General features: G+C 50.1%; 14 protein-coding genes and 1 CRISPR repeat array. Of the genes, 6 read left to right on the plus strand and 8 right to left on the minus strand.

Annotation, left to right across the window (positions count from 1 at the left end):
- Positions 1-59: 59 nt before the first annotated feature.
- From E3E23_RS07855 to E3E23_RS07865, 3 genes are all read left to right on the plus strand, one after another.
- Positions 60-485: a DUF835 domain-containing protein gene (locus tag E3E23_RS07855; RefSeq protein WP_167907763.1), complete on the plus strand. Its 426-nt coding sequence runs from the start codon at positions 60-62 to the stop codon at positions 483-485.
- A gap of 83 nt (positions 486-568) precedes the next feature.
- Entirely contained in the window at positions 569-4,135 is a 3,567-nt protein-coding gene (gene smc, locus E3E23_RS07860) for a chromosome segregation protein SMC (protein ID WP_167907765.1), read from the plus strand.
- Positions 4,136-4,140: 5 nt separating this feature from the next.
- Complete coding sequence (locus tag E3E23_RS07865; RefSeq protein ID WP_167907767.1) at positions 4,141-4,803, plus strand: ScpA family protein; 663 nt, start codon at positions 4,141-4,143, stop codon at positions 4,801-4,803.
- Between the two features lie 165 nt (positions 4,804-4,968).
- On the opposite strand, the gene carB is transcribed toward E3E23_RS07865, so the two are convergent.
- The 3 genes from carB to E3E23_RS07880 form a co-directional block, all read right to left on the minus strand.
- The gene (carB, locus tag E3E23_RS07870; protein ID WP_371807532.1) at positions 4,969-8,100 is read right to left on the minus strand and encodes a carbamoyl-phosphate synthase (glutamine-hydrolyzing) large subunit; all 3,132 of its coding nucleotides are present in this window, start codon (positions 8,098-8,100) and stop codon (positions 4,969-4,971) included.
- On the minus strand, positions 8,084-9,205 hold the full coding sequence (gene carA / locus E3E23_RS07875; protein WP_167907770.1) for a glutamine-hydrolyzing carbamoyl-phosphate synthase small subunit: 1,122 nt from the start codon (positions 9,203-9,205) through the stop codon (positions 8,084-8,086). The genes carB and carA overlap by 17 nt, the downstream gene beginning before the upstream one ends.
- A 392-nt stretch (positions 9,206-9,597) precedes the next feature.
- A complete protein-coding gene (locus E3E23_RS07880; RefSeq protein WP_167907772.1) occupies positions 9,598-10,032 on the minus strand; it encodes a hypothetical protein in 435 nt (144 codons plus the stop codon).
- 49 nt (positions 10,033-10,081) lie between these two features.
- Between E3E23_RS07880 and E3E23_RS07885 the strand changes: the two genes are divergently transcribed.
- Entirely contained in the window at positions 10,082-12,451 is a 2,370-nt protein-coding gene (locus E3E23_RS07885; RefSeq protein WP_167907773.1) for a DEAD/DEAH box helicase, read from the plus strand.
- On the opposite strand, the gene E3E23_RS07890 is transcribed toward E3E23_RS07885, so the two are convergent.
- Together E3E23_RS07890 and E3E23_RS07895 are read right to left on the minus strand one after the other, a co-directional pair.
- Positions 12,448-12,720 (minus strand): hypothetical protein, encoded by a 273-nt coding sequence (locus E3E23_RS07890; protein WP_167907775.1) that lies wholly within the window; start codon positions 12,718-12,720, stop codon positions 12,448-12,450. The genes E3E23_RS07885 and E3E23_RS07890 overlap by 4 nt on opposite strands.
- A 158-nt stretch (positions 12,721-12,878) precedes the next feature.
- A complete protein-coding gene (locus E3E23_RS07895) occupies positions 12,879-13,721 on the minus strand; it encodes a M55 family metallopeptidase (RefSeq protein WP_167907900.1) in 843 nt (280 codons plus the stop codon).
- A gap of 152 nt (positions 13,722-13,873) precedes the next feature.
- Between E3E23_RS07895 and E3E23_RS07900 the strand changes: the two genes are divergently transcribed.
- The gene (locus E3E23_RS07900) at positions 13,874-14,113 is read left to right on the plus strand and encodes a hypothetical protein (protein ID WP_167711904.1); all 240 of its coding nucleotides are present in this window, start codon (positions 13,874-13,876) and stop codon (positions 14,111-14,113) included.
- Positions 14,114-14,115: 2 nt separating this feature from the next.
- Here E3E23_RS07900 and E3E23_RS07905 read toward each other — a convergent pair whose 3' ends face one another.
- A complete protein-coding gene (locus E3E23_RS07905) occupies positions 14,116-14,877 on the minus strand; it encodes a geranylgeranylglyceryl/heptaprenylglyceryl phosphate synthase (protein ID WP_167907901.1) in 762 nt (253 codons plus the stop codon).
- Positions 14,852-15,316 (minus strand): DUF123 domain-containing protein, encoded by a 465-nt coding sequence (locus tag E3E23_RS07910; protein WP_167907777.1) that lies wholly within the window; start codon positions 15,314-15,316, stop codon positions 14,852-14,854. The genes E3E23_RS07905 and E3E23_RS07910 overlap by 26 nt, the downstream gene beginning before the upstream one ends.
- A gap of 60 nt (positions 15,317-15,376) precedes the next feature.
- On the opposite strand from E3E23_RS07910, the gene E3E23_RS07915 reads away from it, so the two are divergent.
- Entirely contained in the window at positions 15,377-15,769 is a 393-nt protein-coding gene (locus E3E23_RS07915) for a DUF2095 family protein (RefSeq protein WP_167907778.1), read from the plus strand.
- 5 nt (positions 15,770-15,774) lie between these two features.
- A CRISPR array of direct repeats spans positions 15,775-17,014; the repeat unit is 30 nt; unit sequence CTTTCAATTCTCCTAGAGTCTTATTGCAAC.
- Positions 17,015-17,498: 484 nt separating this feature from the next.
- Here the strand turns inward: E3E23_RS07915 and E3E23_RS07920 are convergent.
- A complete protein-coding gene (locus E3E23_RS07920; RefSeq protein WP_167907779.1) occupies positions 17,499-19,010 on the minus strand; it encodes an AMP phosphorylase in 1,512 nt (503 codons plus the stop codon).
- Between the last annotated feature and the right edge of the window lie 8 nt (positions 19,011-19,018).

Raw genomic sequence — 19,018 nt, forward strand, 5'->3', positions numbered from 1 at the left:
ACGATAGTTTGGAAAGGAGACTCTAATACTGTTTAGTAAAAACGTGCGAAGTGATAAGTATGCCCCTCAAGGAAAAGACCATACAGACTGGGCCCCGAATAATAAACTACCGGTATCTCAATGAGGTACTCAAGAGGGACCCGGACCGGATAAAGATCCTCATAACTCGAAAGCCTCCCTTTGATATCATGGGAAACAACATCTATCAGATATGGCTCACCAAGGTGCCCCATTCAAACGCAGTTCATCCCTCAAGGTTGCATGTGATAGAGCAGATGGTCTGGGAGCATCTCCAAAATGGGAAGGTGGATGTCATTCTTGATGCTGTTGAATATCTCATGATTGAACACGGTGTTGAACCAACCCTTCGTTTTGTTAGCAAGCTCCGCGACATGGCTCTTCTCATGGACTCGAACTTCTACGTGACCGTCAGTGATGGGCTCGATAATAAGGTTCTCATCCTTCTCAAGAGAATCGTTGAGTAGCTGACTTCCTCCCTAAAGGGCGAGGCTTTCAAGCAGTAAAGTTATATAACCCTCTCCACCAATCCCTAACTTAGGTGTAGGGCATGCCATACATCGAGAAAATTGAAATGAAAGGTTTCAAATCCTACGGTAACCGAAAGGTCGTCGTTCCGCTTTCTAAGGGCTTTACAGCGATAGTTGGCGCCAACGGTTCTGGAAAGAGCAACATCGGTGACGCTGTTCTCTTCGTTCTCGGTGGTCTCTCTGCCAAGGCCATGCGCGCGACGAGGATAAGCGATTTAATCTTCGCCGGCACGAAGACTGAGCCCCCAGCTAAGTACGCCGAAGTTGCCATGTACTTCAACAACGAGGACAGGGGCTTCCCCATAGACGAGGATGAAGTCGTCATCAAGCGCCGCGTTTACCCCGATGGCAGGAGCACCTACTGGCTCAACGGGAAGAGAACTAGCAGGAGCGATATTCTCGACGTCCTCAGCGCTGCGATGATATCCCCTGAAGGATACAACCTTGTTCTCCAGGGAGACATAACCAAGTTCATCAAGATGAGCCCTACCGAGAGAAGGATGATCATCGACGAGATCTCTGGAATAGCCGAGTACGACGCCAAGAAGGAGAAGGCTTTGAAGGAGCTCAAGCAGGCCGAGGAAAACTTGGCGAGGGTCGATCTGCTCATAAGGGAAGTAAAGGCCCAGCTGGATAAGCTCGAGAAGGAGCGCAACGATGCTTTGAGGTACCTCGACCTAAAGGAGCGCGTTGAGAGGGCGAAGGTTACCCTTCTCCTAGGAGAGATTAGAAAACTCGAAAACCTTATCGAGGAAAGCCACGTTCGCGACAAGGGCATAGAAGCGGAAATAGCCGCCATAGAGGAGCGCCTTAAGGATGTTGCCAGAGAAATAATCGCCAAAGAGAGGGAGCTGAACGCGGTCGAGAAGGAGCTCGAAGAGAAGAGCGAGGACGGCATCCTTGAAGTAACGAGAAAGATAAGCGAGGTTAAGTCGAAGATAGAGATGGCCAAGAAGAACATCGAACTCGCCCAGAAGGAGATAGAAGACAGCCAGCGCCGCCTTGCCAAGGCCAAGGAGGAACTCAAGAAAGTTTCAGAGGAGATAGAGAAGAGCAAAAGCGCGATCCAGCGCTGGAGCAAGAGAAGGGAGAAGCTCAAGGCCGAGATAAAGGAGAAGGAAGTCGTCAATAACGAGCTGGTCATTAAACTGGGGGAGATAGACAAAAATTTCGCCATAGCCAAGCAGGACTTTGACCGGGTCGTTGACGAGCTTGAGAATGCTAAGAAGGAACTTTACATGAAGGAGGGCGACGTTAAGAAGTTCGAGGAGGAAATAGAGCGCCTTAAGACTAAGATCGCCCAGGACAATACAAAGAGGGTTGCCCTTAAATCCAAGATCGAGGAAGCGAAGAACTCCCTGGAAAACAAACGCTCCGAACTTGGTGAGATAGATGGCAAAATGGCAAAGGCCGAGGCTCGCCTGAGGAAAGCCGAGAAAGAACTCGAGGAGAAGACGAAGAAGCTGAGCAAGGTGACGAGTGAACTGAGCAAGGCCAGGGAGGAGCTGATAAAGGCCGAGGCCCAGAAGGAGGTAAGGGGCAACCGGGCGATAGAGTTCCTCAAGGCCCAGAACATTCCGGGCCTCTACGGTTCTCTGGGAGAGCTTATCAAGGTGGCAGATGAGGATTATGCTTTAGCCGTTGAAGTCGCTCTCGGCGGCAACTACGACAACGTTGTGGTAGAAGACGATAGGGTGGCCGAGAAGGCGATCAAGCTTCTTAAGGAGAAAAAGCTCGGAAGGCTAACCTTCCTCCCGCTCAACAAGATAAAGCCGCGCTCGATGAAGGAAAAACCAAGCCTTGGAGTTCCAGCGATGGACGTCGTCCAGTACGACCCGAGGTTCAAAAACGCAGTGGCATACGCCCTTGGCGACACGCTGATAGTCAACGACATGGATGAGGCCAGAACTGTTGGTATTGGCAGGGTCAGGATGGTGACCCTCGGCGGCGAGCTCCTCGAGAGGAGCGGAGCGATTACCGGCGGCCACTACAGGCCGAGGGGCAAGCTCTCAATCAACACCGACGAGCTTAGGAGAAAGGTCGAAGCCCTCGATAGGGAAAGGGAAGCCCTCGAGTCTGCAATCAACGCTCTCAAGCTCGAGATTAAGGGCCTTCAGAACGAGCTCTTTGAGATGCGCATGAGGAGAAGCGACCTCAGTAAGGATCTGCAGGTTATTCAGCGCGAGCTCGACAGGCTCCTCGCGGAAGACAAAGCTTTGAAGGAGGAAATCGAGGAGAGCGAGAGGCTCATCGAGGTTCTCGAGAAGAAGATAAGCGACACCAAGGGCGAGATGGCCAAGCTGAGGGGCAGGGTAGAGAGGCTTGAGAAGAAGAAGGATAAGCTCAAGAAGGCCCTGGAAAATCCTGAGGCGAGGGAGCTCAACCAGAAGATACGCGAGGTCGAGCACGAGATAAGCTCTCTCAGGGAGGAGCTGAGCAAGGTCGAGTCAAAGCTTGAGGGCCTTGAAGTAAGAATTAATGAGGAGCTCCTTCCAAGGAAGGCTGACCTTGAGGAGGAGATAGAGGGCCTCATCAACAGAATAAATGCCCTCAGGAGCAACATAGCGGAGAACGAGAAAGCCATAGCGGAGTTCGAGAAGGAGCTTGAGGAGCTCAGGAAAGCTGAGGAGAACGTTAAGGATGAACTCAAAGAGCTCCGCGAGAGGCGCGAGAGGCTTAGGAACGAGATAGTTGAGCTCCGCGCTGAGAAGGAAGAGCTCACGAACAAGCTCCAGAACCTCAGGATAGAGGCCAACACGCTGAAGATACGCCTCGCCCAGTACGAAGCCACGCTGAAGGAGAAGCAGACCGAGCTTAAGCACTTCGATGCGAAGCTCATCAAGTCTATAAAGGAGATACCGCTCGAGCTCGAGGCTCTGAAAGAGGAAATAGAGCGCATGGAGGAGGAGATACGCTCGCTCGAGCCAGTCAACATGAAAGCCATTGAGGACTTTGAGGTAGTTGAGCGCAGATACCTCGAGCTCAAGAGCAAGCGCGAGCAGGTCGTTGCAGAGAAGGAGAGCATAGAGGAGTTCATCGAGGAGATAGAGGGCCAGAAGAGGAACGTCTTCATGCAGACACTCAACGAGATCGCCAAGAACTTCTCCGAGCTCTTCGCCAAGCTCTCGCCGGGTGGAAGCGCGAGGCTCATCCTCGAAAATCCCGATGACCCCTTCGCAGGTGGACTGGAGATAGAAGCCAAGCCAGCCGGCAAGGACGTCAAGAGGATTGAAGCCATGAGCGGTGGCGAGAAGGCCTTAACCGCTTTAGCGTTCGTCTTCGCCATACAGCGCTACAAACCCGCCCCGTTCTACCTCTTCGATGAGATAGACGCCCACCTGGACGATGCAAACGTCAAGCGCGTTGCTGACCTGATAAAAGAGGCCTCAGAGAACAGCCAGTTCATCGTCATAACGCTCAGGGATGTCATGATGGCCAACGCAGAGAAGATAATAGGTGTCTCCATGAGGAACGGTGTTTCCAGGGTCGTCGCGCTCAGCCTTGAGAAGGCCATGAAGATACTCGAGGAGGCAAGGAAGAAGAGCGAGGCCGAGCACGCCGAGATGTTCGGCCATCTAAGCGGGTGAGAACCATGGAATCCCGCAGGGAAGAGGAAATCACTCCCGTTGATATACTCCTTCAGCTCGTCCAGATGGGAAAGGTGGATCCGTGGAACATTGACATAGTCGATCTTACAGAAAAGTACATCGAAAGGCTCAGGGAGATGAAGGAGCTCGACCTCCGTGTTTCCGCGAGGGCCATCTTAGCTGCTTCAATCCTCGTCAGGATGAAGAGCGAAGCTTTGCTGTACGCGGACGAGAAAGAGGAGGAAGAGAAGCACGAGGAGCACATCCGCGTCGAGGTCGAGCCTCTGGCACCTCCGCTCAGGAGGGTGGAGCGCTACTACACCTTCGATGACCTGCTGGATGCCCTCATGGACGCGCTGGAGGAGGCGGAAAAGCGGAAGCCGAGGAAAAAGAAGAAGGTCGAGATAGAGGAGGAGATATTCGTCGTCGATGACTTCAGAGTTGACATTGAGAAGCACGTCAACAGGCTCCACGAGATAGTCAGGAAACTCTACAGCGAGACCAGGGAGCCGATAAGGTTCTGGGACCTGGTCTTTGACCCCAGTCCGAAAATAGTTGCCAGGACCTTCCTCTACCTTCTCTTTCTCTCCAACATGGGCAAGGTCGAGCTGATTCAAGAGGAGCCCTTCGGGGAGATACTGGTGGTGCCGGTGGAGGAGAGCGCTTAGCCTTGTCCCTAGGAACAGAGCACTGAACAAGCTCGACGTAGTGAAGGCGTTGAGAAGTTAAGTTTTTGGTCTTTGGTTTTTCTCTCTACACTATCAAAAATCAAAAAGATAAGTGGGGATATTAGAGGTTGGGACTTTTGATAGGTTCCTTCAGGAAAGAAGTATTTACCGGAACTTTATCCCATAATATTCACTTAGCTCTTTAATTTCAAACTCGTTCTCTTTGGCCCAAGCGAGAGCTTTTGACAGCTCATAAGCCAGGTTTGCATCTAAAACAATTGGGACGTTTAAGTCTACTGCAGTTCTCCTTACCTTGTAATCCCTGTCTTTTGCATAGCCAGAGGTCATCACCAAGTCGATCTTACTGTTTTTCATTAACGCTACTGCCTTCTCTTTGCTTATGGGGTTTCCGATGCTTAGGCTGTTCTCCAGCGTAAATACTTCGTAGCCGAGAGATTCAAGAATCTTAGCTGTTTCGCTTAGCTTATCTTTTTCTCTTCCATAGCCGTAGACTAATATGCTCTTTTCGGGCATTCTGTTCGGCTTCACTGAGAGCCAGCTCTTAAGCAGTGCATCCTCGAATTCGCTACCGAGAGCTGCTACCTCTCCCGTGGAACGCATTTCTGGGCCTAAGAATGGATAAGCGTTTTGGAGCTGAGACCACGAGAACTGTGGACTTTTCACAGCGAAAGCCTTTGGAGGTATCTCATAGTATTTGTACTTCTCACCAATTGAGAGCTTCCCATCAAATACCGCCTGAGCCGCTAACTCCATTAAATTTACGCCTCTTGCTTTGCTTGAGAATGGCATTGATCTGCTCGTTCTTAAGTTTAGTTCAAGGACATAGACGTCATCGTTTACCAAGAACTGTATGTTGAACGGCCCTCTAATTCCTAAAGCCAAAGCAAGTTCTAAAGCGATTTCCTGCATCTTTTTAACTTGCTTGGGTTTTAGATAGCGGTAAGGCGTCACCATCGTAGCGTCTCCACTGTGAACACCGGCTTTTTCTATGTGCTCCAGAGTAACGCCGACAACCCTCTTTCCATCTGACACAGCATCTATCTCAGCTTCCATGGCATCTAAGAATTTTGAAACCACCACTGGGTGTTCTGGAGACACATTTGCCGCTAAGGAGAGGTATTCTCTCAGCTCTTTCTCATTGTAGGCAACTTTCATTGCAGTTCCGCTCAAAACGTAGCTTGGCCTTATCATAACTGGATACCCAACTTCCTCGGCGAACTTTAAGACCTCTTTGACGCTCCTCGCAGTTGTCCAAGGCGGCTGCTTTATTCCCAAATCTTCGAGGAGTTTGGAGAACTTCGCTCTGTTTTCAGCTACATCAACACTCGTTCCTCTCGTTCCCAAAAGCCTAACTCCATTCTGCTCAAGCTTTTTAGCCAAGGAATTAGCTAACTGTCCGCCAGCAAAGGCAACGACACCTTTGGGCTTCTCAAACTTGTAGATGTCCAAAACTCTCTCAAGGGTTATCTCCTCGAAATAGAGCTTATCATTAATGTCCCAGTCTGTTGAAACTGTTTCGGGGTTATAATTAAGCACGATAACCTCATACCCCATCTTCTTTGCTGAATTTGCAAAATTCACAACTGCCCAATCAAACTCAACGCTGACACCTATCCTAAAGACTCCAGCACCCAAAACCAAAACTTTTGGCTTTTCCGTGTGAGGAATGTCGTTTTCTTGGGCATCATAGGTCATGTACAGATAATTTGTCTTTGCAGGAAATTCTCCAGCCAAAGTGTCAATCTGCTTCACGAAGATTTTTGGCTTCGTGAATTCCTTCAACTTCTTACCCACTAACCTCTCTATTTGCTTATCGCTGAAGCCGAGCTTCTTCGCTTCACTTATAAGCTCTTCAGTTGGGTTCCTCTTTAGCTCTTCCGCCACTCTAACAAGGTCTTCGATTATGTAGAGATAAAAGCGGTCTATTCCAGTGACTTCATAAATCTCATCAATGCTTGCCCCCAGCTTTAATGCTTTAGCTATGTGCATTGGCATGTAAGGTTCATAGTTCTTTATTCTCTTCATAACTTCTTCCAAGGGTTCTTCCTTTTCGTAATATTCACCAATCAGCTCATCTCCAATATCAACCATTCTAATTGCCTTTTGGAATGCCTCGTGCAAGTTTCGTCCTATTGCCATAACTTCTCCAATGCTCTTCATCTCCGAATTTATCCTCTTGTTTGCGTTCTCAAACTTCTCTAGGTCCCATCTCGGAACTTTAACGACAACATAATCTAAGCTCGGCTCAAAGGCCGCTGTAGTAACTCCAGTTACACCATTCAAGAGCTCATCTAAGGTGTAGCCCAAAGCAAGCTTTGCCGCTATATAGGCTAAAGGATAACCCGTTACCTTGCTCGCTAACGCAGATGAGCGGCTCATCCTTGGATTTGTCTCGATTATGTAAAACTCCTCAGATTTCGGGTTTAAAGCCAACTGGACGTTGCACTCGCCAACTAAACCTATTGCTTCAGCAACCTTTATTGCCGCGCTCCTTAGGAGTTGATACTCCCTGTTAGTAAGGGTTTGAGAGGGAGCGACAACTATGGAATCTCCAGTATGAACTCCCATCGGGTCAAAGTTCTCTAAGCATGCAACGGCAACGGCATTTCCGTTTTTATCCCTCACAACTTCAAACTCTATCTCTTTCCAGTGATAGAGGTATTTCTCGACCAAAACCTCGCCAATCTCACTCTGAGCGAAAGCCCTAATTATATAGTTTTCAAACTCTTTCCTATTCCAAGCAACGAAAGAGCCTCTACCGCCGAGGTTGAAGCTCACCCTAACGATGACAGGGAAGCCAATCTTCTCCGCTATTTCAATTGCTTCTTCAACGCTTTTAGCCGCTCCGCTTGGTGGTATTGGGAGACCAGCTTTTATCATTGTCTCCCTAAACCTTTCTCTATCCAAGGCTTTCTTTATGCCTTCTATGGGTGTGCCAAGGACTTTAACACCGTATTTATCCAAAATTCCGCTTTCATAGAGTGCTACACCCAAAGATAAGGCACTTTGCCCACCAAAGCCTAACAAAATTCCATCCGGCCTCTCTTTCTTTATAACTTCCTCAACAAATTTGACATCCAGAGGAAGGAGGTAAACTTTGTCCGCCATCTCATGGCTAGTCTGGATTGTAGCAACGTTTGGGTTTACTAAGATGGTTTCAATGCCTTCTTCTTTTAGGGCTTTTAACGCCTGACTCCCGCTGTAATCGAATTCAGCAGCCTCACCAATCTTTATTGCACCGGAACCCAAAACTAAGACTTTAGAAACCATGGGCATCACCTTTGATTAGTTTTGCAAAAAGGTCAAAGACCCAAGTTGAATCTAAAGGCCCGGGAGAAGCCTCGGGGTGGAATTGGGTCGCTATAATCGGTTTATTTGGATGATAAATTCCCTCAACGCTCTTATCGTCGAGATTAATCATCCAGACTTTAAATTCGTTCAAGCTTTCGGGCTTTACCGCGTAGCCGTGGTTTTGCGTCGTTACAAAGACCTTTCCTGTTTTTAGGTCTTTGACTGGCTTGTTAATTCCTCTGTGGCCGTATTTAAGCTTGTAAATCTCCGCACCGTCAGCTAAAGCCAATATTTGACTGCCTAAGCATATCCCCATTGTAGGGACGTTGTACTCAATTACAGCTTTAGCCTTCTCCACCAACGTCTCTAGCAGAGCTGGATTTCCTGGTCCATTGCTTAGGAATATCCCATCGGCGTTAAATTCCTCGAAGGCCTTTATTGGGTCGTAGGTGTAAGGTATCCTTATGACCTTAAAGCCTCTCTTTAAGAATTCTCGCAGGATACCATACTTAATCCCACAATCAACCACAACAACGGTCTTATCTGCTTTTTTGGGTTCATGAATTATTATTTCTTTTGGAGTCACCTTATCAACGAAATTTGCTTCATCATAACTTAGCTTTCTGACCTTCTCCATGATCTTTTCAAGCTCTTCCTTCTCATAATCACCAACGGCTAAAGCTCCCATCATAACTCCTTTTTCCCTTATCTTCTTAACTAACGCCCTTGTATCAACGCCCTCTATCCCTGGAATTCTTTCTTTTTTGAGCCACTCGTCTAAGCTCATTTCGCTTGCCCAGTGGCTTGGTCGCATGAGTTTTGAAATCACGTAACCTTCAACTTGAATTTTATCTGACTCATAGTGGAGGGGAATGCCATTTTCCCTGATTTCTTTACTTGGCACGCCGTAGTTTCCAATTAGTGGATAGGTCATGACCAGAATTTGTCCCTTGTATGATGGATCCGTTAATGACTCTGGATAACCGACCATTGCTGTTGTAAAGACCACCTCTCCGAACTTGACTCCCTCGGCCCCGAATCCCTTTCCCTCTACAATGGTCCCATCTTCTAATAAGAGATAAGCTTTCACTTAGACCACCTACTAATTTTTGCTCTCATAATTATAGACGTAAATCCGTCCAATTATTCATTTTTGCAATGCTAATATCAACAGGTTAATGTTAAAAGTTTAAGCTTGTTGAAGTCTTCTTCGAGCGTTTTTTCTACCATTTCAATGTATTCTATGACTTTCTCTGGATTTGGGAGCCTATAACGGGCTTTTAATTCCCTCCTCTAGACTAACTTCAATTCCATATTTCTCCCTAACCTTAGGTTGGGAATCCTCTTCCCGCCGCGTTCAACGTAGTCCTTTATCAGCTCCCGGCGGTTGTAGCCTTTCGTAATGGTCTTGAGAATAGTGACGTTTGGCTCAGAACACGAAGTATAGGTTATGGCACCGTTACTAAGTTACGCCCCAGTTACCTAAGTGCTTTTCGCTCCTCTCTCTTCCCTCTTCGCCGGTCTCAGTGTTATCACCAGCAAGGGCTCCTCGCTGCCAACGTACAGCGAGCGCTTCTCTCTGTTGAGGTAGAAGCAGTATTCGCCCTCCGGAATTAGCTCAAGGAACTTTCTCGGGAGTGTTTCCCTCACGAGCTTGTCATCGAGAAAGACGCACTCGTAGGGCCTGCTTATCCCATCCACGCGCTCCTTTATCTCTTCTAGCGTGAGCCTCTCGCAGTCCAGCCTCGAGCAGACGAGGGACTTCCTCCCATCTGTGAAGATCACTATCCGCTCGTTCACCTCTATCCTCCTGGAGCGGTCGAGGAAGTCCCAGAGCTTTTCATAAATCCGTTCGAGCCTTCTCCTCTTGGCGAGCCTCTTGGCTAACCTCTCCTTCGCGTGATGGGTGAGGAGCATGCCTGGAGTTCGTCCGAGAGTTTATAAACTTCGCCGGGGAGGTAGGAATATGTATCTCCGCAGGGACCTCATCCAGCCCAGGGTTTATCAGGAGGTCATCTACGCGCGGTGTAAGGAAAAGAACTGTCTCGTTGTCCTGCCGACAGGGTTAGGAAAGACTCTCATCGCCATGCTCATAGCAGACTACCGCCTCTCCAAATACGGTGGCAAAGTCCTCATGCTCGCTCCGACGAAGCCGCTTGCGGTTCAGCACGCTGAGAGCTTCAGAAAGCTCTTCAACCTCCCAGCAGATAAGATAAACGTTCTCACGGGCGAGCTTTCCCCGAAGGAGAGGGCCGAAATCTGGGAGAAGAGCGTTGTAATCACGGCAACCCCGCAAACGATAGAGAACGACGTTTTAACGGGGCGGATTTCTCTTGAGGACGTTGTCCTGCTCGTCTTCGATGAGGCCCACCGGGCAGTGGGCAACTATGCCTACGTTTTCATAGCTAAGGAATACCTCAAAACTGCCAGAAATCCCCTCGTCCTTGGCTTAACGGCCTCCCCTGGAAGCGACGAGGGGAGGATAAGGGAGATAATTGAAAACCTCGGCATCGAGCACGTCGAGGTTAGAACCGAGAGCTCACCCGACGTGAAGCCCTACGTCCAGAGGGTGGCCTTCGAGTGGGTTAAGGTAGAGCTCCCTGGCATCTACAAGGAGGTTCGCTCCCTGCTCAGGGAGATGCTCAAGGAAAGCCTCAAGCCCCTCGCCCAGTTCGGGCTGGTCAGTTCTTATTCGCCGGACATCTCGAAGAGAGAAGTTCTTCAGGCGGGCTCGAAGATAAACGCGGAGGTAGCAAAGGGCAACTATGAAGTTGGAAGGCTGAGGATGTACCAGGCTAAAGCAGTCAAGCTCCAGCACGCGATTGAGCTCTTGGAAACGCAGGGTTTGACGGCTCTGCAGGCCTACCTCAAAAAGCTCCGCGAGGACAAGAGGACGAAATCGAGCAAAGAGCTCATGGATGACCCCCGCATGAGGAAGATTATCTACCTCCTCGTCCAGGCGAAGGAGCTTGGCGTAGACCACCCAAAGATGGAGAAACTGAAGGGGCTCGTCAAGGAGCAGCTGAGCAAAAAGCCGAACTCTAAGATAATCGTCTTCACGAACTACAGGGACACTGGTAAGAAGATAGTGGAAGAGCTGAGGAGCATGGGAATCAGCGCCGAGCGCTTCATAGGCCAGGCAAGCAGGAGCAACGACAAAGGAATGAGCCAGAGGCAGCAGAAAGAGGTTCTCGAGAGGTTCTCACGCGGGGAGTTCAGCGTTCTGGTCGCCACGAGCGTCGGTGAGGAAGGCCTGGACGTTCCCGAAGTGGATTTGGTCGTATTCTATGAACCAGTGCCTTCCGCTATAAGGAGCATCCAGAGGCGCGGGAGGACAGGCAGACACAGGCCCGGAAGGGTAGTAATCCTCATGGCCAAAGGAACGCGCGACGAGGCCTACTACTGGAGCTCCAGGCGGAAGGAGAAGGGCATGTTTGAGGCGATTAGGAAGATCGCCCGTGAGCTTGAGGCCGAGATGAAGGAGAGGGAGGATATGAAGAGGGGTAAGATTACTTCCCTCGATGCTTTTCTAAAGCCCAAGAAGAAGCCGGCTGAAGAAAAAGCCGAGGGAATTGAGGAGGCTGAGAAGCCCTCTGAGGAGAAAGTGGAGAAACACGAAAAGGCCGAGCCCTCGAAGGAGGGAATCTACGAGAAGCTCCCGATAAAGCCCGTTTTCGTTAGAAAGCCGAAGGGGATAGTCGTTTACGTTGACAGCAGGGAGCTAAGAAGCGGCGTGCCAAAGCATCTCAGGGAGCTCGGCGCCGAGGTTGAGGTGAAAACGCTTGACGTTGCCGATTACGTGGTGAGCGAGGAGGTCGGAATAGAGCGCAAGAGCGCCAACGACTTCATCCAGTCCATAATAGACGGCCGCCTCTTCGACCAGGTGGAGAGGTTGAAGAGGGCCTACGAGAAGCCCGTGATAATCATCGAGGGGCAGCTCTACGGCATAAGAAACGTCCATCCCAATGCGATTAGAGGCGCTATAGCGGCTGTTACGCTCGACTGGGGAGTTCCGATACTCTTCTCCTCGGGTCCGGAAGAAACTGCCCAGTTTATCTATCTCCTAGCCAAGCGCGAGCAGGAGGAGAGGAAGAAGGAGGTAAGGCTCAGGAGCGAGAAGAAGGCCCTAACTCTCGCCGAGAGGCAGCGGTTGATAGTCGAGGGACTGCCCAACGTCTCGGCCACCCTGGCGAAGAGACTCCTTAAGCACTTCGGCAACGTCGAGAGGGTTTTCACCGCCACGGAGGAGGAGCTCCAGGAAGTTGAGGGCATCGGGCCGAAGAAGGCGAGGGAGATAAGGAAGGTGATAACGGCACCTTATGTGGAGGAAGATTAAAGCAGACAGAGTCCGTGGGTTTCGCCGCCGACGCTTACTGCAACCTTTGGCCCATCATCCATTGCTGGCATGTACCCATTGGTCCTGAAGACCAAAACGAGGTAGTTGTTCATCTTAAAGGTTGAAAAGCTCACTTTAATTGGGTTGCCATTCTCTATTTCCCCACTGCTCTCCCTGTAAACCAGCTCCCACTCCGCCGGTGGCTGGAAGCTCAGCCAGTTGATGTTGTTAAGCCCGTTGAGGTCAGATAGGCTTATGAAGAAAACCACCCATTAGAACAGTCAACAACATTCCGCCAGCGCTTGCCGAAGGCAAGGGCTGTTAGTGTGCCCCCGGGGAGCGAAGGGAGGTCACAGCTCGCCGAGGCGCTCTCCTCCCCGCGGTTTCCCGGGGGCGTTATGGTGTTAGCCATCCGGAAACTTAAGCTTTACCTCGTGACGATGGCGTTCACTCCAGCCGCCGCGAGGGTTAGTAGCTCGAAGACCTTGTAGGCTTCCTCCACGGTTTTTGCCTCGAACTCGACAGTCTTTCCGTCCAGTCTCTTGATGAACGGGAGAAGTTCAGCGGTATCTGCCATGTCGCTCCTCAGGAAGCGGACCCTAACGTTCACTGGCTCCTCCGTTTTCAGCGGCTTTGCCTCACCGTTCTTGAGCCTCTCAACGGCCCTGGCAATCCCCTCCTGGAGCTCCCCTCTGAGCCTCACCATGCTTGGACTTTTGGCTGCATAGCGTGAGGGCGATTCCTTGAATGCCACTCCCTCAACCCACGGGGTGAACCTCTTAACGTCCTCCTCGATGAGCCTCCTGTCACCGCCGACGAGGATTACGGGAACTCCCCAGCTCCCGAGGAGGTAGGCGTTCAGGAGGAACTCGCTGACCTCGACGCCGTTTATCTCGAGCCTGTCTATCGAAGCCCCGCTGTAGGTGTGGTCAAAGGTTGCGTAGCTCGTTCCGGCTTTGGCGTGGTAGCCGAGGAAGAGCGCTGCATCGCTTCCCTTGGCGAAGGCCACCATGCTCAGGGGCCTTGGAAAGCCCCTAACAAGCTCTACGTACTCGGGCATTTCCTCTGGGATGACGTTCACCATCGGGCCGTGGCTGTCGGCAACTACGACCTCATCGAAGCCGTTCCTGTGGAGGGCCTCTGCGGTTACCTTAACTATCTCGGTCGCTATCCTTCTGGCCTCGTTGTAGAGGGCCCCTTTAACGAAGAGGTGCTCCCTGCTGACGATGTAGGGGAGCCCCTCAAGATCGACGGAAATAAAAGCGCGCATGGGCATCACCAAGATAAAAATCGAAACGATAAAAGAAAAGTCTTGCGGTGGCTTTTCATAACCTCTGGGAATATTCCTGATAGGATTCGATAATCCACGCTCATGAAAAAGGTTATATAGACCTTCTTTCATAAAATAAAGCGGTGATGGGTATGCAAATTGTTGAACTTGACATAAGATTGCCCTATGAGGGCAGGGGAAAAATTTTAGGCCGGTTGTATGAAAAGGTTAGGGGCAAGATTCGCGACATACACTTCTTCCCGCCCGATGTGGAGGGTATAAGTGAAATTAGAATGGAGATAGTCGAGGACGACGCTCCCAAGCTTCTCTCGGAGCTCAGAAAGATAATTAAGAAAGGAACCGTCACTTTTAAGGTCCTCTCCGAGGCTTGACTTTATCCTTTGATTCCTCTTATTATGCTCTCCAGCCTCTTCTTAGCCTCTTCCAGCGAGCCGGCTTTCTCTATTGCAGTTCCCGTAACGATTATATCTGCCCCCGCCTTTACCGCAGTTCTGGCCTGCTCCCCGCTCCTTATTCCCCCGCCAACTATTAGCGGGACGTCTATAACCTTCTTGACGACGGCTATCATCTCCGGCGGAACTGGCTCGGGGGCACCGCTTCCTGCCTCGAGGTAAACGAGGCGCATCCCTAAGTACTGGCCGGCCAAAGCGTAGGCCGCAGCCAGTTTTGGCTTGTGCCTTGGGATAGGCTTTGCATCGCCGACCCATCCGACGGTTTCTCCAGGCTCGATTATGAGGTAGGCCATTGGAATCGGCTCTATTCCGTAGCGTTTCACCTGGAAGGCCCCAAGAGCCTGGGCACCGGTTATGAAGAAGGGATTCCTCGAGTTAAGCAAGCTCATGAAGAAGATAGCATCTGCGTACTTGTTTATGCCTCCGTGGGAGCCCGGAAAGAGTATGACCGGAAGGCTGGAGCTCTCCTTTATCGCCCTTACAACACCGTCGAGGACGTCCCCCTCGGCCCCAGTTGAGCCCCCTATCATAATCGCATCGACTCCAACTTCCTCGCTCATCTCTGCTATTTTTCCGGCCGTTTCTGGGCCAATGTCGTCTGGATCGAGGAGAACGAAGTGGAGCTTTTCCTTCTCAAGCTTCTCATGAATGTAAGATTCAACCTTTCCGAGTTTGAGATTCATTTTCCTCACCGAATTCCATAATCTCCTCCCCACTTTTAACCCTTTTCCACTTCAGGCCGAGCTTCCTTAGAATTTCCATCAAAATCTCGTCGGGCTCTCTCTCGAAGCGGTAGAGGTTTGTGCTGACCTTAACATCTCCAGCGCCGAAGCCCTCAACGGGTTCACCATGGAGCGAGACCTCCACAGAAAGCTTCTCTTCCAGTTTCTCATCACTCGGTATCAAGTATGCCCTCAGCAACTCGGCATCCTTCAGCAGGAAGTCTATGTGCCAGTGGAGCTTCTTCTCCCTTCTGAAGTGCCTCGCAACGCGTTTTTCCAGGGAGTTCATGGCCGAGCCGACGTAAACGTAGTAGCCCCCCTTCAGAGAAAACGTCCTGCCTTTCGTCGCTATTTCCTTATCCTTGTCGAGCAATATAACCAAAAAGTAAGAGCCCTTCATGTTAGGGGCTCCCACTCAGGGTTTATAAACCCTCGACCCGTAGTCCAGTTAGGTGTTGGTATGGACGAGCAGAAGAAGAAACGCCCCATTGACGAGTTCGCTTGGCAGGAGTACGATAAGGAGGAATTCAAGGAGACCTTTCCTAACCTCTATGAGGAGCTTGAGGGGGGAGGCGTTCCGATAGACGCTTACAGAACCGACGAAAGGGAGGCCATTGTCGAGGAAGACGAGCTCATGGATTTCACCGGCTACAACCCAACCATCATCGATTTTCTGAGGAGGTGCGAGACTGACGAGGAAGCGCTCGAAATCATCAATTGGATGGAGGAGCGCGGTGAGATAACCCACGAGATGGCCAAGGAGCTCAGGATAACCCTCGTCGAGAAGGGTGTTAGGGCCTTCGGTCCCAAGAAGGAGTGGGGTTGGTACGAGCGGCACAGGAAGCGGGAGTGAAGGGTCTTTTTAATTCTCTGGGGCCTTATTGCAACCTTCCACGGCCCCAAACCAGCCTTTGACCGCGGCCGTCTCTTTCAATTCTTCTGGGGTCTTATTGCAACAGGAAGGTGGGGGAATGAAAGGAGACACGCGCGGGTTTCAATTCTCCTAGAGTCTTATTGCAACAGACTATAGCCGGGAACGAAAGACAGCTTAAGAAATACTTTCAATTCTCCTAGAGTCTTATTGCAACACCCTGAAGCCTAAATACTTCAAGAGGCGTCAGCTTACTTTCAATTCTCCTGGAGTCTTATTGCAACGCTCACTGACGACGACCTCTTTGACATCATCAACTACCTCATCTTTCAATTCTCCTAGAGTCTTATTGCAACGTCAATGCCCACATCCGGATTAGCCATCGTAACAATCCTTTCAATTCTCCTAGAGTCTTATTGCAACTATAGCAAATGACGAACCACCACCCTACGCACTACTACTTTCAATTCTCCTAGAGTCTTATTGCAACTGTCATTGTGCATGATGTCAGGGGCCATGACTAGCTTCTTTCAATTCTCCTAGAGTCTTATTGCAACAAGGACTAGACTCTTGTCAGGGCTTTTAACGATCTGCTTTCAATTCTCCTAGAGTCTTATTGCAACTGTACGTCCCAGCCGTGTCGTAGACCCTGATGTAGTCCTTTCAATTCTCCTAGAGTCTTATTGCAACCTTATTTTATTTTTTCTCGTGGAACACTTACTATCACTTTCAATTCTCCTAGAGTCTTATTGCAACAATTATGTCTTGAAGGCGCTTTTTTATGCCCTCAATACTTTCAATTCTCCTAGAGTCTTATTGCAACCATCTACAGAGACAGGAGAGTGATACAATGATAACCGCTTTCAATTCTCCTAGAGTCTTATTGCAACTTGGTGTAGTTGGTTGTGATGTTCGAGACGACAGTCCCGCTTTCAATTCTCCTAGAGTCTTATTGCAACACATCGAAGTCGTTGAGGCCTTTGAGGTATTGGGTGCTTTCAATTCTCCTAGAGTCTTATTGCAACGTTGTTTTTGCGTTTTAGGAAGTCGTTAATGAACTCGACTTTCAATTCTCCTAGAGTCTTATTGCAACAGTTATCACAAGAATTCAACTGAGTCTTTTAAGGTGCTTTCAATTCTCCTAGAGTCTTATTGCAACCGACAAGAACGATGACCGCCTGTGGATCCACGTCCTTGCTTTCAATTCTCCTAGAGTCTTATTGCAACAGGGCGGCTTTTTCCCTCATTTGTCTCTAAAAGCTGTAAGCGACCTTGAATCTTATAAGTCTTTTGATAATGGTGCAGTTTCGGGGGTTGGAGATGCCTCCATTCGGGTACCATTCGTAGGTTAATTTCCGGTTCTCTCCAACGTTGCGACTCTAAAGACTTCATGCACACCCATGTCCATGAGACTTCCAACGGCTTGTGAGGTCTTGAAATTTGAAAACTGGCTCTCCTGCCGGTTTAATGCCTCAAATATTCGCTTTTGTTGGGGAACGGCGCTAAAGCCCTATCCAGATGCCCTTTTGCAGATTTTCGAAAAATATTAGTTACACTTTTCCTGGAAGTTGTTACATTTTGTTCGATTGTTATGAAATGCTCCTGGGGGCTTCCAGCGCTCTCTGATGAACTTAAATGGCAAAAAGCGGACTAAAAACACGGAACTCCAGAAATAGGGTGATAAAAACGAGAAACGAAAATTCTGCGGCCCTCAGATATTGCCGATCCGCTGGAGAACCATTCCCTCAATTCTTATTGGCTCGGCCCTCCTGGCAAAGACTATCGCCTGGTCGAGTCTCACCTCGCTCTCGGCGTAGATGGTGAAGAGCGGGTCTCCTTCCTTGACTTTCTCACCGACCTTGACGTAGAGCTCTATTCCAGCCCCCTTGTCCTCCGGTGCTCCGGCAGCTCTCGCTATACCCGTTATTGCCTTGTTGTCTATCGAGGTGATATAACCGCTCGTCGGCGCGGTAAAGGTGTAGGTCTTGTCACCGATTAGAATGTCGTCGGGCTTGATGTCTGGGTTTCCGCCCTGTTCCTCGATGATTTCACGCATCTTCTGGTATGCCTTACCGCTTTCGAGTATCTCACGTGCCATCTTCTTACCCATTCCCGCTGGTGCAACACCGCCCATCTCAAGGAGGATTCCTGCAAGCCCGGTGGCCTTCTCTATTAGGCTTCCGGGGCCTTTGCCGGTCATCAGAGCCTGAAGGGCCTCTCTTGCCTCAAGAGCCGGGCCGACCGTGTGGCCTATCGGCTGGCCTCCGTAGGTTATGGCAACCTCGACGTACTGGCCGAGCCTCTTTCCAAGCTCTATGAAGTCCCTCGCCAGTGAGCGGGCCTCATCAACGGTCTCGACCTTGACACCCTTGCCGGTGGGGATGTCTATAAGGACGTACTGGCTGCCCATGGCGTATTTCTTTGACATTATGCTCGCCAGCATGAGGCCAGTCGGGTCAATGCTGAGCGCGCGCTCGGACTTTATCGTGATGTCATCGGCTGGGGCGAGGTTCAGAGCCCCTCCCCAGACAAGGCAAGCCCCTATCTTCTCGACTATTCTCTTTATCTCGTCTAGGCTGAAGCTGACCTCCGCAAAGACCTCGACAACGTCGGCCGTCCCTGCAGCGCTGGTGATGGCCCTCGAAGAGGTCTTTGGTATGGTCAGGCCTGCTGCTGCCACTATCGGGACAACCAGGATGTTGGTCTTGTTTCCTGGGACACCACCGATGCTGTGAACGTCCATGATGGGCTTTCTGTCTATGTCGAGCATGTCTCCAGTTTCTGCCATCGCTATTGTTAGGGCAGCTATCTCATCCATGTCGAGGCCGTTTATCTCAAGTGAGGTAACAAACGAGCTTATCTCTATGTCCCTGAGCTTTCTGTCGACGATGTCCTTGACTATTGCCTCTATCTCGACCTTTCTGAGCTTCTCTCCCCTCATCTTTTTCTTTATGTAGCGGACACTCTCCGGGGTTCCCCCGGGCACTACAGTGACGATTTCACCATCGGAGAAGTTGTGGAGCTGAAGTATGTCCTTGCTGACTCCTATCTCCCCCTCTTTTACGAGGTTGCTGATAACAACACTACCATAGACGGTCTTCTTTCCGGCTTCAAGTTTGACGAGGTCATCTGGGTGGAGTTTTACCTTTTTTGCCTCCTTCTCGTTGATAAAGACCGAGTATCTACCGCTGTACATGTCCAATATCCTGACCTTTGCCTTCATTTTTATCC

This window comes from Thermococcus sp. CX2 (assembly GCF_012027555.1).
GTDB lineage: Archaea > Methanobacteriota_B > Thermococci > Thermococcales > Thermococcaceae > Thermococcus.

Coding starts and splice junctions, on each gene's coding strand:
- E3E23_RS07855 (WP_167907763.1), top strand. CDS start 60: ATGCCCCTCAAGGAAAAGACCATACAGACTGGGCCCCGAATAATAAAC.
- E3E23_RS07880 (WP_167907772.1), bottom strand. CDS start 10,032: ATGCTCCTCACCCATCACGCGAAGGAGAGGTTAGCCAAGAGGCTCGCC.
- E3E23_RS07905 (WP_167907901.1), bottom strand. CDS start 14,877: ATGAATCTCAAACTCGGAAAGGTTGAATCTTACATTCATGAGAAGCTT.
- carB (WP_371807532.1), bottom strand. CDS start 8,100: ATGCCCATGGTTTCTAAAGTCTTAGTTTTGGGTTCCGGTGCAATAAAG.
- E3E23_RS07915 (WP_167907778.1), top strand. CDS start 15,377: ATGGACGAGCAGAAGAAGAAACGCCCCATTGACGAGTTCGCTTGGCAG.
- E3E23_RS07885 (WP_167907773.1), top strand. CDS start 10,082: ATGTATCTCCGCAGGGACCTCATCCAGCCCAGGGTTTATCAGGAGGTC.
- E3E23_RS07920 (WP_167907779.1), bottom strand. CDS start 19,010: ATGAAGGCAAAGGTCAGGATATTGGACATGTACAGCGGTAGATACTCG.
- E3E23_RS07865 (WP_167907767.1), top strand. CDS start 4,141: ATGGAATCCCGCAGGGAAGAGGAAATCACTCCCGTTGATATACTCCTT.
- E3E23_RS07900 (WP_167711904.1), top strand. CDS start 13,874: ATGCAAATTGTTGAACTTGACATAAGATTGCCCTATGAGGGCAGGGGA.
- E3E23_RS07895 (WP_167907900.1), bottom strand. CDS start 13,721: ATGCGCGCTTTTATTTCCGTCGATCTTGAGGGGCTCCCCTACATCGTC.
- smc (WP_167907765.1), top strand. CDS start 569: ATGCCATACATCGAGAAAATTGAAATGAAAGGTTTCAAATCCTACGGT.
- E3E23_RS07910 (WP_167907777.1), bottom strand. CDS start 15,316: ATGAAGGGCTCTTACTTTTTGGTTATATTGCTCGACAAGGATAAGGAA.